The sequence below is a fragment of the Legionella sp. MW5194 genome (genome assembly GCF_016864235.1).
Lineage (GTDB): Bacteria > Pseudomonadota > Gammaproteobacteria > Legionellales > Legionellaceae > Legionella_C.
The window spans coordinates 2,724,858-2,742,264 of sequence record NZ_CP045732.1 but is presented as its reverse complement, the minus strand read 5'-3'; the positions used below and the strand labels follow the sequence as shown (position 1 = coordinate 2,742,264).

The following is a 17,407-nucleotide window of genomic DNA, read 5'->3' as shown; positions in this document are numbered from 1 at the left end:
AGCCTAAATTCCGAGCTTGGTAGACGCTCGGAATAGGATTACATTTCAATAATGACCTTGAGTGCGCCAGTCTTCGCTGCCTGTCCAAATACGTCGTAAGCCTTCATTATGTCTGAAAATTTAAATCGGTGGCTGATGAGGGGAGAGGGGTCAATTTTCTGAGATTGAACTGCTTTTAACAGCATGGGCGTGGAAACCGTGTCCACCAGACGGGTGGTGATGGTGATATTATGCGACCACAGCGTTTCGAGATGCAGATCGGCCTTGACACCATGGACGCCGATATTCGCAATAATTCCGCCGGGGGCGACCAGCGCTTCGCAAAGCTCAAAGGTCTGAGGAATCCCTACCGCTTCAATCGCGGTGTCAACGCCGATCCCTTCCGTCAGTTCCATCACTTTTTCAATGATGTTATCGCTTTGACTGTTAAGGGTATGGGTGGCGCCTAATTGTTTAGCCACGTCAAGACGATGCTCATCCATGTCGATTAAAATGATTTCGGACGGAGAATAAAGTTTGGCGGTCAACAGTGTGGCAAGACCAATGGGGCCGGCACCGACGATAGCAACGGTCTGTCCTGGCTGTATTTTGCCATTGATTACGCCGCACTCGAAGCCCGTTGGAAAAATATCACTCAACATCACCAGCGCTTCTTCTGCCAAATTGGCGGGGATCTTATAAAGACTGGTGTCTGCATGGGGGATGCGCACATAGTCCGCCTGGGTGCCATCAAGGGTATGACCCAGTACCCAGCCGCCGGTCAGGCAATGCGAATACATGCCCTTTCGGCAATTTCGGCAGGTGCCGCAGGAGGAAATACAGGAGATAAGCACCGCATCCCCCTTGCGCAAATGGGTTACCGCAGTTCCGATTTCGTCAACAACGCCTACGCCTTCATGGCCAATAATGCGCCCGGGCGTGCAGGTCGGTACATCGCCTTTCAGGATGTGAAGATCGGTTCCACAAATGGTGGTTTTGGTGATTTTAACGATGGCATCGCCTGGATGGGTGATAGTCGGTTTTGGTCTCTCAACCACTTCTTTTTTCCCTGGGCCCTGGTAAACGAGTGCTTTCATTGCAGTCCTTGGTATTCTTGTTTTGAAAAGTATAGTGAATAATAAAGCGGGATTAAACCAAAGCTCACGTCATTTTATCCTGTCAATCTGTCATCGGGGCATCCATTGCCGGTCATTATCCTGTCGAGCGTGCTCTAGGCCCAACTCACGCTATCGGGTGAAATAGTTAAGGCCAAGGGCGTGACGGACCTCTTCCATCGTCTGTTGAGCCACTTTTCTTGCCGCCGCTGTACCCGTGATTAGCATGTCCATCACCTCACTTTTATTAAAACGGCTTCGTCTTTCGCGAATGGGTTCGAGCAGGGTTTGCAGGGTGGTGTTTAACAGGCTCTTAATCGTGGCGTCGCCTAACCCGCCTCTTTGATAATGCGCTTTAAGTGCTGACACTTCCTCGGCATCCGGGTGAAACGCGTCGAGGTAGGCAAAGACCACATTGCCTTCCACTTGACCAGGATCGCTGATTTTTAAATGATTCGGATCAGTAAACATTAAAAAGACCTTGCGCTTGATTTCCTCTGGCGAGTCGGAAAGAAAAATGGTGTTGCCTAAGGATTTGCTGGCTTTGGCCTGGCCGTCTATGCCGACCAAGCGTGAGGTTTTGCTTAAAACGGCGGTGGTTTCCTTGAGGCAATCGGTTTGATATATGCGATTGAATTTTCTGATAATTTCATTGGTTTGCTCTATCATGGGAACCTGATCATCGCCGACAGGTACGGCTTCAGCCTTGAATGCGGCAATGTCGGCGGCCTGGCTGACGGGATAACAGAAAAAGCCGGCGGGTATGGATGAATCAAAGCCTTTTTGCTGAATTTCGGTTTTAACCGTGGGGTTTCTTTCCAGACGGCCCAGTGTGACCAGATTTAAAAAATACTGAGTCAGTTCGGGCAGTTCAGGGATTTGCGATTGGATGAAAATCGTGCTTTTTTGCGGCTCGATACCCACTGCCAGGTAATCTAAAGCCACTTCATGCAGGTTTTCGATAATTTTGGTCGGGTTTTCGAAATTATCCGTTAAGGCCTGCACATCGGCTATCATAACGAACTGCTCATACGACTCCTGCAGCTTAACGCGATTGACTAACGAGCCGATGTAATGCCCAAGATGCAAGGGGCCGGTGGGGCGATCGCCGGTGAGGATGACTTTTTTCATTGAAGCTCAGCATTATAGACAAACAGGCAAAGACTATAGCAAAAAAAGACCACCGGACTCACTTTTTTTTTCACTGGCTGTCAAAGCACGTGAGGAGAGATATCCAATCTCTCCCCACCAGGAAAGCTCATGAAGGATTGTATTGACGTGTATTGCTGTTGTCCGGTGCATTTTTTCCAAGCTCATCACCCAATTTTTGTTTTAAAGTCTGATTGTGGGTTAACCCGGCTTGGGTCAGTTGCTCAGGATGCGCTTTATGATGGAAATCCTCCCGAGCGTTCATGTCCTCGTCTTCCTCGGTTGCGACGGTTCTCGTCCACATGTCCTGCTCTTCACTGGCGTTCTCTTTTGCCATGCTGCTCGCAGGCTGACGCTGTGAAGGACCGGTGCCATATACCGGGGTCTCATTGACGGGGCGGCCATTCACCAGATTAGCGACCGCAAGGGCTGCCATGTCCACCACGTACGTATTGTCGGCATGGGCAATAAGGTCAGGGTCTTTTTTTATTTGCATATTGCAATCCCGCACAATCTTGGGCTCCCCGGAATAGAGCACTTTCGTCACCGGGATAGTGGTTGTTTCAAAGCCTTTTAGCAAATCATCAACCAGTGGCGAAACCACCTTTTGATCTGAATATCCCAAATTCACATCCCCTGTAAATAAGACTTCCTGAATACCTTCCTTGCGATTAACAAAGGTATTGATGGCGGTTGAGAAAGGCAAAGTGTCCATGTCAGAAGCTTGAAGTTTGGTCCATTCGCCATTCGGTTTAATGAACTGTAAGGGCATCAGTTCACGCCGGCTATGGGAAGCGGAAATAACCAGAGTATTCCCCACCATACCATAAGCCACTCCTAATGTTCCTTTTGGATCTGATTTGATAGTATTAGGCATTTTTAAGTTCCTTTTAAAAATGAAAAAAGAGTGTCGTAAACACAGACCGGCACGTGGATAAACAGACAAACCATCGAGCGATGGCTTAGCGCAGGCTGAATCGCTGCATCCAAAGTATATTTTATTTTTTGGAGTTGGTCAAAAATTAATCAATCGAAGCCGTTTTTTCGACAGACCTCTGCTTGTGTGTTGCTACTAATTCATCCATAAAGGCGTCCACTTTGGTGAAATGGTCCTGCCATGCGGGCACACGGAAAGACGCCAGCCGTTCAAGTTGGGCCTGACGCCTCACGCTGTGCTCAAGCGTGTAGTCTTCTATGGCCTGCATCCATCCCAGGCCATCCAGTGGATCGAGGTAATCGGGTATATTGCCCGCGATGTCGCGAAAAACCGGCAAATCGCTCGCAATCACCGGCACCCCGAAACTGAAGGCTTCAACCAGCGGTAATCCGTAGCCTTCGGCAAAGGTTGGGAATAACAAAGCCCTGGCGTAATGGAGATAATTGGCCAGTTCGGTATCGCTCGCCTGCGCCTCCAGGATAACGTCCTTTAAGGGCCCCTGCTTATCCAGCAACGCCAGGGTAGAGGAGCATGGGGTACTGCGTTTGCCAATAATGACAAGTTTGGGAGTATGGCGGCCATGCCGTTCAAGCAATCTCTGGAAGACACGCAGCAGTAATAAATGATTTTTACGCGGTCCAATGGTACTTAAGATGATGAAATAAGGGCTACTAATGAGGGGCTCACGCGGTGACGTGGTATTCGCAAGACCTGGGGCTAAGGGAGCACTTACAACGGGTGGGCACAAAGCGCCTTCTTTCTGGACGTGACGTTGTAACTGGTGATACGTGGCATCGGAAATGGTCACTATTCCCTGTGCATGCGCCAGCATGCGAGACAGATGGTTTTTAAATTGCAGGCTGCTTGCCGGTGTGCAGAATTCCGGGTTAAGCAGAGGGATTAAATCATGAAGCACCGCAAGCATGTTGAAATGATTGCGGGTGATGGTGGCCAGGTAGCGCGGGTATTTAAACCCTTTGTAATCGAGTTTAATGACAAAATAATGGCATTTTGGATCAAGCCCCGAAGGGGAAAGCGCACCGCGCAGGATGAGTCGAATTAATTTTAAAAACGATCCGAATTCCCAGGCCAGCAACAACCGGCCTACTTTTTCTGAATGGTGTCTGGATAAAATAATACTCCTGCCGCGAACTCTGAAGAGGATGTGCATGTCATGGAAGTAATGCTTTAAATAAGCCAGGGCAACGCGGGGCACGCCATGAGGCAATCGCCTTTTGCGCAAGAGATTGGATAAACTGGTAATATCAAGGATGATTCGTTTCACACCGCACCTTCCCCATCAGGAGGTGGGGAATCTAGTCGAAATTTCATTAAGGGTCAATGGCGCAAAGGGAGGTGTTGGTTTACCCAGCGAACAATATCCTGCGCTCCCATCACCCCGGCAGACCTGGCAATTTCCTGGCCATGATTGAACAGCATCAGGGTAGGAATGCTTTGAATTGAGTAGCGCGCAGCCAGAGCGGGTTGAGTCTCTGTATTGATTTTTACCAAACGCACGTCCGGTTCAAGGAAACCGGCGGCCGATTCGAAGTGAGGTGCCATTATTTTACAGGGACCGCACCATTGTGCCCAGAAATCAACCAACAGCGGGATATCGCTGCGTTTCAGATGACGCTCGAAGGCCATTTGATCCAGAGACGCCGGTTTTGCATCGAAAATCGCTTTATCGCATTTCCCACATTTGGGGTGTGCCGTCAAACGGCTTGTGGGTAAACGATTGATGGTCTGACAGTGGGGGCAGACAAGGTGCATGGAGTCAGTCATGGTTTTCTCAACAGGACGTGTTTTGACTAACTTACTTGAAGTGCTGGCGGTATACAAGGCATGAACGGCGGGCTGGCTATTGAAGATTTCATGGCCATTAAAATATTGACAACATCATTGGTTTTTACTTATCATTAAAAGTTATTAATTTTATTACCTGAATCCGGTTTAACGCAGTCATGAAAATTACACTTAAGTAAGCCCTCGCCAGGGCAAAAAAACAAACAAAGTCGTTTCGGCTTTGGTTTTTTTTAATTGTCCTAATCGACACACTTAAGAGTAACTCATGAACCATAACCCTGCTTCATCTCCAAACCACCCTGTCATACCCCATCATTTGGGTTCCTTTATTGGGCACTTCTTAAAGCCGTATCGTTCAATCGTGGCTTTGTTTGTCCTGCTTGCCTTATTGGCTGGATTTTGGGGGCCATTCAACAGCCTGTTGATCAAGTCGTTTATTAATACGCTGACTGCCAGCAACACCATTGACCTTCCTGGTTTGTATTGGATAGCTGGATTGCTGGTGGTGAATTTCATTGTTTTTGATAATGTCACCTGGCGAACCATCGGCTTTTTAAACTACAAATATCAGGCCCGTATTAAAAACGAACTTATCAGTCAGACCTATGCCTATGTGCTTGGCGCCAGCACCCGGTTTTTTCAGGATAATCTGTCGGGGCGCATTGCCGATCAAATCACCACGTTGGCGGATAACATTGAAATTATTCTCCATCGGGTGTCGGTGGATTTCCTTCGTGGCGCCTCCCTGCTCGTTATTTCCTTTATTACCGCTTACGCAGTAAATGTCCTGTTTTTTTATATTTTGTTACTGTGGTTCATTGCTTTTGCAGTCGTGAGTATCAGTCTCTCCGTGCGCTTGGTTCATTTATCGGATGATCAGGCCAGTGCTGAATCGCAGCTTTCCGGCCAAATGGTGGACGGACTGGCTAACCAATCCAACATCCGTCTTTTTTCTCAAACGCCGTATGAAATAAAACGCATGGAGGCGTTTTTTACCCGAGTCCTGCAGGCATTCCAGAGAAAAGAATTGTTTATTGTCCTGCTTTGTTGTGTGCAAGGGGGCATGATTGCTGTGATGATGGGGCTGGCGGCGTTTACTTTAATCCATTTGTATGGCCAGGGTTTGGTCAGCATTGGTGATTTTGCCTTGATTCTTGGTATTTCCATGGAGTTAGGGCACATGATGTGGTACACCATGTACCAGGTGGATGAGTTTAATCAGGCGTTGGGTAAAGCCCGGCAAAGCCTGAATGCGTTAGCCATTCCTCATGACATCAGGGATAAAAGCGAGGCACCCTCATTGATTGTCAAACAAGGACGAATTGAATTTGCCAACGTTAAATTTCATTATCGTGACGGGTATTCTCTTTTTCAAAATAAGTCAGTAACCATTGAAGCAGGTCAAAAAGTGGGCTTGGTCGGGTATTCCGGGAGTGGCAAGTCAACTTTTGTGAACCTGATTTTAAGACTCTACGACATCGTTGACGGCCGTATTTTAATCGATGGTCAGGACATTGCTCAGGTGAGGCAAGACAGTTTGCGCCAGGCCATTGCCATGATTCCGCAGGACCCCAGCCTTTTTCATCGCAGCTTACTGGATAACATCCGGTATGGCCTTCTCGATGCTGACAGGGATGACGTGATTGCCGCCTCTAAAAAAGCCCATGCACACGAATTCATTCAGCGTTTACCAGAGGGGTATGATGCCCTGGTTGGGGAACGGGGCGTTAAGCTTTCAGGCGGGCAGCGCCAGCGCATTGCCATTGCTCGTGCGATGTTAAAAAACGCGCCCATTTTAATCCTGGATGAAGCCACTTCGCAGTTGGACTCCATTACCGAATCTACTATTCAGCAGAGTCTCTGGGGGTTAATGCAGGGGAAAACAACCCTGGTGATTGCGCACCGCTTATCCACATTGCTGCACATGGATCGCCTGTTAGTCTTTGATAAAGGGCATATTGTCGAAGACGGTACGCATGCGGAATTACTGCGTCTGGGCGGGCTGTATAAAATCCTGTGGGATGCGCAGGTGGGCGGCTTTCTGCCGGAAAAAAACGAAGAAGAGGAGAATCAGTAATGCCGGTACAATCCGATTATCAAGTCGTTAAAGTCGTTTCTTATGATGCGAATTGGCCTCAGCAATTTTTACTTGAAGCTGAGCAGATTAAAACCGCTTTGGGTGAAAATTGCCTTGATGTGCATCATATCGGCTCCACCTCGGTGCCTGGTTTAGCCGCCAAACCCGTGATTGATATGATTCCAGTCGTGGCGGATATTCGCGACGTCGATGGTGCGAATGCGAGGATGCAGGCGCTGGGTTATGAGGCCAATGGCGAATACGGCATTCCTTTTCGCCGTTATTTCCACAAAGGAGGCAGTCAACGCACGCACCATATCCATGTGTTTGAAGCAGGTCATGTGGACATTGAACGTCATTTGAAATTCAGGGATTGGTTGAGGTCTCATGCTGAAGACAGAGACGCTTACGCCCGATTAAAACAAGACCTGGCGCGCCAGTATCCCGATGACATCATGGCGTATTGTCTGGGTAAAGAGCCTTTTATTGCCGCCATTGACAAAAAAGCCGGTTTTAACGGGTTAAGAATGGTCAAAGCCCTGACGCCGCGAGAATGGCAGGCCGTGCGTCATTTCAGGCAATTTTATTTTTTCAGCAAAGCCGGTCTTGTTGATCCCTATACCTGGACTTTTGACCATCCAGGGCATGTGCATTTTGTGTTGCTTCAAGGAAGCGACATCATTGGTTATGCCCATTTGCAGTTATGGCCAGAGGCGCGCGCGGCCTTGCGAATTATTGTTATCGATGAGGAAAAACGAAATTGCCACAACGGAAGTCAATTATTGGCTTTATGTGAAAAATGGCTTAGACACCAGGGCTATCAAAGTCTTCATCTCGAATCGTCACCGCAGGCGCTCAGGTTTTATCGAAAACACGGGTATGTCGATAGGCCGTTTGATGATCCTGAGGGGTATGAAGGTGATCCTCAGGATATTGCGGTGGGGAAAAATCTCTAGGCAGAAATCAGACTGGGCAGAGAAAAGGCACAGCCCAAATTTAATGATAAGACCTAACCCAGGTCCTGGCTAACAGGCTTTGGCGGGCACTGTGGTTTAGGTGGTATCGGCTCATGAAGCCGATACCGTTCTAAACCCGAATATAACCCTGATCCATTGACGGTTCTTCTCCAGAAGGCTCTCTTATGTCTTGCAATGCTTCCTTGAAATTTCGAGTCTTATCCGCCAGGTTGGTTTCTGTAACCTGTGCGCCAAGGCCTGTTCCAATGCTTGCAGCGGCCAATGCCCCGGCAACAGCAAAGCCAATGACAAGACCGATACCCGTGGGGGCCAGCGCTATTGCCGCAATGGCGGCTACTACAGCGAAGAAACCGCAAGCGGCTGATACCGAACTTAATGTTGCGGAGGTTTTACTGCCAACCTTATCAGACAGGTCACCCAATTCGCAAAGGGAGTTCAATTGAGCCTCCGGTGTTTGCGCGGGATCGATGGCTTTGGTTGAATGATGGAGAATGTTATCCATAGCCTGGCAATCTTCCATTGTTAAGTCAGGTGATTCCAGCGCGTCAGTAACCGCAGCGCACAGTTCATTGCGTGCATCCCTTACTTCAACGATGCCGATGGATTGCGACAAAAGTTGTTTGTTGTCTGAACTAATCCTGACTTTGTACAGTTCAATCAAGGAAGACTCTAACGCATTGCGTTCTTCAAGCGTTAATTCCCCCTTTAATTGGGAAAGCCTTTTCTCGATCATCTGATCGATGTATTCGCGGTTTTTATCAGACAGGATACCCGTTTTTGAAGAGGGTAATCTGGCAACGAATGCTGTCAGGTCAAAGCCTTCAGCAACCGAAATTTTATAATCATCCATTTCCGAAACCTTGGCTGTTTCACGCAGGGAATCATAGGCGGGAAGCCAATCCGCCACCTCCGCTGGAATGCTGCCTTCGCCTTGCACGGGGGTAAAGCGTTTGGGCTCGCCATAATCAAAGACTGGTTTTGAACTTTTTCTGGTTGAAGAGATAGGGACAAAGTGATGATTTTTTAAGTAAGAAAAAATTTCGGGTTCTTTCGCAGTGTTGGGATAGCTCCTTTCGCCTTCTTTGGGGAATTTTCCGTTCAAGGTTGAGGCGTTTAATCCCTCGATGACGCCATCAAACGCTTCAAAACCCCATTCGCCTTCTTGATTACGACGATACAGTTTGAACGTGTCTTTCTCGCCCGGGATTTTAATCAGTACGGGGAAATTGTTTTTTTCGGCATCTTTAAGGGCATCCAGCGTTTTCGTACTGTCCGGATCGGATGTGGTATGCATGATAAAATGCGTGAGATTTTCCTGGACCTGTTCCTGAGTTAATGCAGGCCCCGAATAACCGATAACGTTTAGCCTCACATTTTTAGGGATAAGCTCCGGATTTTTTTGGAAAAAAGCAAAAAGAGGCTCGGCAATGTCTTTTCTGTCATCGTAAAAATTAAATTCAATGTCGTCGTTTGGATGATCCATCGCTGCAAGCTGCATCTGAGCGTACAGCAGCGACACTTTACTTTCATCATCCTTCTGCAGAAGAAAGCCGTCATTGTTCAGTTGATTGGGACTCACCTCGTCCTTGTAACTGCCATTTTCGCGTAAATAATCCTTTTCTTTGAATCGTCGATAGGTTGAACCGATATCCGGTTTGGATGCCTCCAAATCGGTAAGCAGAAAAGGATTGAATGTTCCGCCCACTTGATCAGCAAAGGCTTCCATTCTGGGAAATACCGAGCCTGGGGGGTATTCTGCTCCCGTGCCGTTTTTTAAATCGATATGAGGGTTTTGGCGGTTGGAGCCAATCAGAAGAATGGTTTCATCGCCTTTTGCAAACGTTGTTAAAATGTCAGCATTTGCAGCCAGATAAGCCTCGTTGGTTTGCTGATTTGTTTTTGACGCAGTCCACTGTTTACCTAACGCATGGGCCGATGCTTCATTACTAAAACAGCCGTCAAAATCAAGCGAGTGATACACCACTTTAGCCATTAGAACTCCTGAACAGACGAAAAATCAGTACTTATTTATCCATTATAGTGTGAATTAAGGCTGTACATAAGGCTTAAAGACATGTTGCGGTAGATTTTGCGGTCACGCTTGATTTAGTCGGTCAATGTTGGCCGCGTTTCATGCAGGGGCAGCCTGTTTTCATGGATTAATTTTAACACAGCATCCACCACCTCGGCATCGTATTGTAAGCCTCTGCCGCGTTGAATTTCCGCTACTGCAGCATCAATACCTAAAGCCGGTCTGTAGGGACGGTGAGAGGACATGGCTTCAAGGACATCGGCAACGGAAATCACCCGCGTTTCCGGCAAAATGTCGCTCCTTTTTAGACCGCGGGGATAACCGCTGCCATCCAATCGCTCGTGATGTTGTAAAATAACCTCGGCCACTGGCGCATCGAGGTGAACATCTTTCAGGATGTCATACCCTGTTTGAGAATGGTTCTTTATTAGCTCCATCTCAATGGCCGTGAGTTTGCTGGGTTTCACCAGAATTTCAGCCGGTATGGCAATTTTGCCGATGTCATGGACCAATCCCATAAGCTCAAGTGAGGCACAACGCGCTGGCGGCCAACCCAATTCCTGGCCAATGGCTTTGGCAATTAATCCCACGCGATACTCGTGACCGGCGGTGTAAGGATCGCGAAATTCAACCATATTCGATACCGCCCTGAATGTTCCTTTGATCGCTTTCTCTAACCGGGCGACATAGTCTTCTATTTTCTGACGCGCAAGCTGGATCTCTGAAATATCCTGAACCAATGATAAGTATTGAAAATTACCTAACCAGGAGATAGCTGTCACATCAATGCGAAGTGTGACTGTCACGCCATCGGGTCTCCGGTAGGGCAAAGTGTAGGTGAGATTGGTCTGTCCTTGATCAAGTAATGCCCAATGTTTGAGAATGAACGCTCTCGCGGGTTGATCTTTAACTAAATCCATAAGGCCAGTGTTTAACAGTGACTCTTTACTTTGGCCTACTATTTCACAAAATCGCGGGTTGACATAAAGAAATTTTTCTTTATTCCGAACATACACACCAATGCCTGCTTTTTCAATAAAGGCTTGAAAATACTTTTCACTGGCGCGTGACATGGTGATTTGTTGAACATAGAGTATCCGTTCCACGGTATTGGCGAGTATGGTTGCGACGGAATCAAGCAATGCCGCTTCTTCGGGTAAAAACAGGGCGTCAGGGGAAGGAGAGGGGAGGCGATGATAACCCACCTCGATCCGCACGCTGGATTTTGAGTCAATTGAAAATTCTTTAATGAGTGGTTCTGAAACGAATACGGGGTCCTGAGTTGAGCTGAATTTACCCCAGATTGATTCGATGTTGGCAACCATCAGTTCCGGAAACTGAAAGGCTAAGGGCAACTGCCGTGCGGTTTCGGCAAAAAACGCCTCGATATTAAGCGACTTACGCCCACTGTACTCTGATATACGGTAGAGGCCTTGCAGTTCTTTAATACGCTCCCCAAGCGCCTGAGTCAGGCGGCTTTGTTCCATTTCCAGCCGTTTACGCGATGTAATGTCTCGTATCACTTGTACCCAGGCATCCGGAAAAAACTCGGAATGAATGGGTGATAAACTGCATTCCACCCAAAAGCCCTCACTCGTCTCGATTGCCGCAGCAAAGGGGTTTTGAGTATGGGGTAATTGTGAGCAGACCGGGCAGTGGGCTTGGGGTATTTCTTTGTTATGAAACAGCCCATGGGATGCCTTGCCGACCAATGTTTCAGCGGTCATCGCTCTCATTAAACCGGCCGCGCGATTTGCCTGACGAATACTGCCATCCGGTTGAACAATCAATGTGGCATCGGGAATATGATCATAGGTATTGGCCGCCTGGCCCAGCAGGCTGAACGGGTTGGTTAATGTTTGAATGACCAAGGCGACATAGATAAACCAATAGGAAAAAATTCTTAAGGTATGGCCGATGCTGTTTTCGATACCAAATAAACTCGTGTATTGTGAAAGTGCGATCTCGGTAATGATCATCGTCAGGATACTCATGGACAGATAAAACAGTGAGGTTTTGGTCAACAAATTCCTGTTTTTCCAAAGTAACAGCCAGGCGATGCACAGCACCAGAATAATCACCCATTCACTGTAAGTTTTAAACGGTGTTACCCCATAGCCATTAATGAAAGTCTGAGGAAAATACCCTGAAAAAACCGCACTAAAAACCAGGGATATCAAGATAAAAAGGATTAAATTAAAGATCCAGACACGCAAGGTGTGACGAAAAAAATAAGTCGCGCCTAAAAATGACAATGCCTGAATAAAACGCGCTGCGATCCAAAGTTGCGTGCTCTCATTTCCCCCTGTAGCCGGTATAATCGACATGCCCTGGTAAACTAAAACGTGGACTATATCAAGGCAGGCGCACCAGCCGCATGTCAGCGAAATAATCACCACAAATTGATTTTTGGTAAAGCGCGTCGAGGTGATTGCTACCGTCATTGCAATAAGACTGATGTTAATCGTAATGAGTTCGGCTAAGGTATGGAATGCAAGGAAACCGGCATAATGCCCAATAATAATGCATATCAGTGATAAAAAAGCAGGGGGTAAAAAGGCTTTTAATGCAAGAGGCCACGCCGGTGTATTACCAAAGTAGGCTACCTTGCCCAAATCATCCATGAGTTCTCCATCATTCAGGGTAAATGATCAGGCAAACCTGACGCTTACCGTGCCACTGACAGGCAGGCCTTTTATTTTCATTATGCCTTTATTAAATCATAGTGTCTCAATGGCATTAAGCAAATCAGTGGAGCGTGTTAACCATAACGACATGCTCGGGTGAATCACAGCCTGGAGTAAGCGCAATGGAGTGTTTTTACCCGATCACTCAAGTATTAGCATTGGGTTCCCCTGCATCCTCATTTTCAATGTCTCTTGACGTGGGTCCCCCGTCTGTCGCAAAGTGATTATCAAAACCCTTCATCGCATCGCCGCTCCTGTGAACCGGGTAGGGAAGAAACAGAGAAAATGACAACAGACGCGCAAAAGCCGCGACTCCAGCGTGAATTAGGCCTGTTCGGCGCAACCATGATGGGTTTAGGCTCCATTATAGGCACAGGTATTTTTGTCAGTGTGGGCGTCGCGGCAGGGAGAGCAGGGCCATCGGTCATCCTGGCTATTGGGCTGTCTGCACTTGTTGCGGTCTGTAATGCGTTTTCCAGCGCGCAGTTGGCGGCGAGTCACCCGGTAAGTGGGGGGACGTATGAATATGGGTACCGCTATTTGCATCCCAGCCTTGGTTTTACTGCCGGATGGATGTTTTTATGCGCAAAGACTGCTTCAGCGGCCACTGCGGCATTGGGCTTTGCGGGTTATTTGGTCAACTTGCTTGCTATGGATTCTCTTCCGCTTATTCCGCTTATTCCGATTGCCGTGATAACGTCTGTTTTACTCATGATTCTGGTGTTGGGCGGCCTTAGACAAACCAATTGGACAAACATGGTGATTGTTTCAGTGACATTGATCACACTGCTCTTGTTTGTCTGCTTTGGACTAACGACCCTGTCTGGCAAAGGCCTGAATAATCTGCAACCCTTTTTTCCTTCAGAAAAGGGACTGGGCGATTTCTTTTATGCCACGGCATTGATGTTCGTGGCCTATACGGGTTACGGCCGTGTCGCGACACTGGGCGAGGAAGTTAAAAATCCGAAAACCATCATCCCGCGCGCCATCATTGCCACCCTCACGGTCAGCGCCATCCTTTATACTGCTGTCAGTTTGGTGGCTGTAGGAACGGTGGGAGCAATTCATCTTGCCCAATGGACTCATGGCAGTGCAACACCCCTCGAAAGGGTTGCGCGTACGATGGAAATACCCGGACTTGGAACGCTCATCGCCCTGGGGGCATGCACGTCCATGTTGGGTGTTTTATTAAATTTAATCCTTGGCCTCTCGCGTGTCGCTTTGGCCATGGGAAGACAGGGGGATTTGCCTGTTGTTTTTGCCCGCGTATCTGCTGCAGGCGTTCCAAGGGCGTCGGTGATAGGGGTGGGCATGCTGATTACTGGTCTGGTTTTCGTGGGTAACGTTGAAACAACATGGGCATTCAGCGCATTGACTGTATTAATTTATTATTCCATTACCAACCTTGCCGCTTTACGCTTACCAAAAGAGGAGCGACTTTATCATCCTGTCTTTGCAGTAGGCGGATTACTGGCCTGCTTATTTTTGGCATTCTGGATTCCGTTAACCATTTGGATAACGGGACTGGGTCTCATCATCGGCGGATTGATTTGGCATGTTATCAGTCGGTTGCTGAGACACTCGCGATGAATAAAACGATTATATATTTTCTTCAATTTGAAAAATATCATGCCCTTCATTAAAAAAATTCAATGCATAATGAAGCTGCCCTTTCGTTTCTGCATGTATTTTAAAAAGGGCCTGAGATTTCTCCACATTGGAATTCAATCTCGCCAGAAGTTCAATCCCGGCTGATTTTGCATTAGGAGCTCCTGCCAATTTAGCGATGGTTGCAATGTGTCGGTTATCTATGTTTCGAATTAAACCAGAGTACTTTGATTCCACGGTATAAACGAAGGGTGCAGTGGGAATTGCTTTCATACCACCCTGTGCTTCGCAGATGGCTTCAAATTTTTTCAGTGCTTCGCCACGCTCAAGAATGGTTTTAGCCACGGTAAATCCATTGGAGGTATTCCCTTTAGGGCAAAAATCAATCAAGTGGCCTGCTAAAAGCAGGGCATGTTCGCGAAGATCAGCTGGCGCGTGTTTTTCATTTTGAAGCACCGATAAAATGTCGCGGGCTTCAAGCGCGGGGCCTATGCCGCGTCCGACAGGTTGTGAGCCATCCGTAAACAGGACTTTTAGTTTTATATCAAATTGCTTCGCAATAAAATGCAATAGAACCTTAAGCTGCTCTGCTTGCTCCAGGGTTCTGATTTTGGCCGTGGTGCCAATGGGGACATCAATAACAATATGGTTTGAGCCCGCAGCAATTTTTTTGGAGACAATCGACGCAACCATTTGACCCATGCTATCCAGGTTTATGGTGCGTGCCAGTCGGATGAGTAAATCATCGGCAGGGCTTAAGCCTATGGCGCCACCCCAGGTAATGCAGCCTTGTTCCTTTTCAATGATTTTTTTCATTGCAGGGATATCGTGAGTGACATTGGTAAAGACTTCCATCGTATCGGCAGTGCCTGCCGGGGAGGTGATGGCCCGAGAGGAGGTTTTAGGAATTAAAAGGCCATAGGCTGCAACAATAGCGACCACAATAGGGGTGGTTCTATTTCCCGATAAGCCACCAACACAATGTTTATCGACAATCAACGGCGCTGACCAGTGGATTCTCTGACCGGTATCAATCATTGCCTGGGTTAAAAAAAGAATTTCTTGCCTGGTTAATCGGTTGCCACCGCTTGCAGCAATAAACATCGCAATGTGAATGTCGGACAAGTGTCCTGAGACAACATCCTTGATAATCGAACCGAGTTGCAGCTTACTTAATTCATTCCCATAAATTTTGGATCGAATAAAATTAATTGACTCGAGTGTTTTCGGGTGAGCGACCGTGATTTCATCGCCCTGTTTAGCTGACAGCAGCTTCCAGGCATAATTAGACAGACTGGCTTCATTATGCTTCAGAAGATCGGTTTCAATGATATTGAGGGTGGCAATAATTGAACACTTATTGAGCGTTACCATGACTCTGGCTTGAGCATTAAATCCTTCTGATTTACAGATAAGGCAATCTGCACGCATATAGACAATGGGTTCTTTATGGGTGTTGATGCCTAAATATTTCAGTGAAAGCTTGTGCTTGTTGGTCAAGCCTACCCTCAAATCATACGCCGAATATACCTATAAGTTAGAATAATTTTTGTCCACATGCAACACGGTATTTCAAAATCAGATTGGCATGATGCAAAGACTAATGCTATAAAAAACAGAGGACTGGGGATTTGAGTCCTGGTTGTTAGTCCTGAATTAGAAGTGCTGGGAAAAGGATTTCGACTGATGGATTCTCTTTAATGAATAGTTGACTCATTCGCCCTGTCTTTGTGTGCCGTATTTTTTGCCGAGTGCTCTTTTCAAACACAGCCCCCTTCTATCCACTTACTGGAGCTCAAGGGTATAAAAGGGAGTCATTTGGATGAATATATTATTTATTAATACCGGCCCATGGGGAACGGGTAGTTTTACTTTAAGCCAATGCCTGTCGAAAGAGCTTATCAGGTTAGGGCATAACGTAAAAATTTTTTTCCCTGATTCAAACATGGACTCGTCAGATAAAGAGGACTATTACAGTCACCCAGAACTGTATTCGATTTGGAATTTTCCAATTAAAACCGGTTCATCCACACTGCACACGTTTCCTCTGATGATAAGTGATCCTCATCCAAGAAATCCGGATGCCATGACGTTTAAAGCATTATCCAGCAGGCAGTTTGCTACCTATCAGCATGAATTGCATCGTCAGCTGTCCTCGCTGATCAACGCATTTAAACCCGACATTATTGAATGCCATCACATCTGGTATCCCTGTTGGGTAATCCACAAGCTGGGGCTAAATTACATCGTCACCGCGCATCACAGTGATCAATTAGGTTTTCGCTACGATCCAACAGTTCAAAAAAAAGCAATTGAAGCCGCGAATGGCGCTAAAAAAATTATTGCTATTTCAGAGTCTGTTAAAAAAGAGGTGCTGGAACTTTATAAGGTCCCCGAAGACAAGGTGGTGGTGCTTGCAAATGGTTATGATGAAACGGTTTTTAAACCAAAAAGAGTCAATAGGGAAGACGTTCTTCAACAATTAGGCATTCGTATTCCTCGCCATGCCCCGATTGTCAGCTTTGCGGGTAAATTATCCCTGACCAAAGGCATTGATCTCTTGTTGCAGGCCAATAAATTACTCGATGCCAGTCTGGGTATTCATATTATTGTGATGGGGGCAGGCGAGATAGACCCGATTCTTAAAACCCTGGATGCAGCGTCGTATAGTTTAAAAAACGTTCATTTAGTTGGCCATCAGCCTCCAGAGCGCGTGGCTGATATTCATCATATTGCTTATTTGGGTGTGATGCCTTCTCGCAGTGAGGGGTTTGGCATTTCCTGTCTGGAAGCCATGGGTTGTGGTTTACCCATGATTGTCACTCGCAGCGGAGGCCCTGAGTATTTTGCAGTAGGGAAAATTATAAACAGTGACTCTGCTCAACAATTAGCAGAGGGCATGATGGAACTATTAAAAATCCCTGACAAGGAGTATCAAAACCTGCGCACAAAAGCGCTGAAGGTCGCTCAGGGTTATTCCTCGTTGTCTATCGCACAACGGCATCTGGCGTTATATGATGAATTATTGCTTTAATTTAAA

General features: G+C 47.0%; 12 protein-coding genes. 4 read left to right on the top strand and 8 right to left on the bottom strand.

From position 1 onward, the window contains the following. Positions 1 to 38: 38 nt before the first annotated feature. The 5 genes from GH742_RS12580 to trxC form a co-directional block, all read right to left on the bottom strand. Positions 39 to 1,076, bottom strand: coding sequence for a zinc-dependent alcohol dehydrogenase family protein (locus GH742_RS12580; RefSeq protein WP_203455254.1), 1,038 nt, complete (start codon positions 1,074 to 1,076; stop codon positions 39 to 41). Between the two features lie 150 nt (positions 1,077 to 1,226). Next, positions 1,227 to 2,225, bottom strand: coding sequence for a tryptophan--tRNA ligase (trpS, locus tag GH742_RS12575; protein ID WP_203455253.1), 999 nt, complete (start codon positions 2,223 to 2,225; stop codon positions 1,227 to 1,229). 127 nt (positions 2,226 to 2,352) lie between these two features. Next, positions 2,353 to 3,120 carry a hypothetical protein gene (locus tag GH742_RS12570; RefSeq protein WP_203455252.1) on the bottom strand — a complete coding sequence of 256 codons (768 nt, stop codon included), beginning with the start codon at positions 3,118 to 3,120 and terminating at the stop codon, positions 2,353 to 2,355. A 145-nt stretch (positions 3,121 to 3,265) separates the two neighbouring features. Beyond that, the gene (locus GH742_RS12565) at positions 3,266 to 4,465 is read right to left on the bottom strand and encodes a glycosyltransferase family 1 protein (protein ID WP_203455251.1); all 1,200 of its coding nucleotides are present in this window, start codon (positions 4,463 to 4,465) and stop codon (positions 3,266 to 3,268) included. Positions 4,466 to 4,518: 53 nt separating this feature from the next. Beyond that, on the bottom strand, positions 4,519 to 4,965 hold the full coding sequence (gene trxC, locus GH742_RS12560) for a thioredoxin TrxC (protein WP_203455250.1): 447 nt from the start codon (positions 4,963 to 4,965) through the stop codon (positions 4,519 to 4,521). Between the two features lie 286 nt (positions 4,966 to 5,251). On the opposite strand from trxC, the gene GH742_RS12555 reads away from it, so the two are divergent. Together GH742_RS12555 and GH742_RS12550 are read left to right on the top strand one after the other, a co-directional pair. Then, a complete protein-coding gene (locus tag GH742_RS12555) occupies positions 5,252 to 7,063 on the top strand; it encodes an ABC transporter ATP-binding protein (RefSeq protein ID WP_203455249.1) in 1,812 nt (603 codons plus the stop codon). Next, a complete protein-coding gene (locus GH742_RS12550) occupies positions 7,063 to 8,019 on the top strand; it encodes a bifunctional GrpB family protein/GNAT family N-acetyltransferase (protein WP_203455248.1) in 957 nt (318 codons plus the stop codon). The genes GH742_RS12555 and GH742_RS12550 overlap by 1 nt, the downstream gene beginning before the upstream one ends. Positions 8,020 to 8,149: 130 nt before the next feature. Here the strand turns inward: GH742_RS12550 and GH742_RS12545 are convergent, their stop codons facing one another. Then, complete coding sequence (locus tag GH742_RS12545; RefSeq protein WP_203455247.1) at positions 8,150 to 10,033, bottom strand: hypothetical protein; 1,884 nt, start codon at positions 10,031 to 10,033, stop codon at positions 8,150 to 8,152. A 113-nt stretch (positions 10,034 to 10,146) separates the two neighbouring features. Further along, positions 10,147 to 12,696: an MASE3 domain-containing protein gene (locus tag GH742_RS12540; RefSeq protein ID WP_203455246.1), complete on the bottom strand. Its 2,550-nt coding sequence runs from the start codon at positions 12,694 to 12,696 to the stop codon at positions 10,147 to 10,149. Between the two features lie 348 nt (positions 12,697 to 13,044). Between GH742_RS12540 and GH742_RS12535 the strand changes: the two genes are divergently transcribed. Beyond that, complete coding sequence (locus GH742_RS12535) at positions 13,045 to 14,349, top strand: APC family permease (protein ID WP_203456945.1); 1,305 nt, start codon at positions 13,045 to 13,047, stop codon at positions 14,347 to 14,349. Between the two features lie 9 nt (positions 14,350 to 14,358). On the opposite strand, the gene GH742_RS12530 is transcribed toward GH742_RS12535, so the two are convergent. Continuing rightward, positions 14,359 to 15,867 (bottom strand): thymidine phosphorylase family protein, encoded by a 1,509-nt coding sequence (locus GH742_RS12530; RefSeq protein ID WP_203455245.1) that lies wholly within the window; start codon positions 15,865 to 15,867, stop codon positions 14,359 to 14,361. A gap of 322 nt (positions 15,868 to 16,189) precedes the next feature. Between GH742_RS12530 and GH742_RS12525 the strand changes: the two genes are divergently transcribed. Then, positions 16,190 to 17,401, top strand: a complete 1,212-nt coding sequence (locus tag GH742_RS12525) for a glycosyltransferase family 4 protein (RefSeq protein ID WP_203455244.1) — start codon at positions 16,190 to 16,192, stop codon at positions 17,399 to 17,401. Positions 17,402 to 17,407 lie beyond the last annotated feature (6 nt).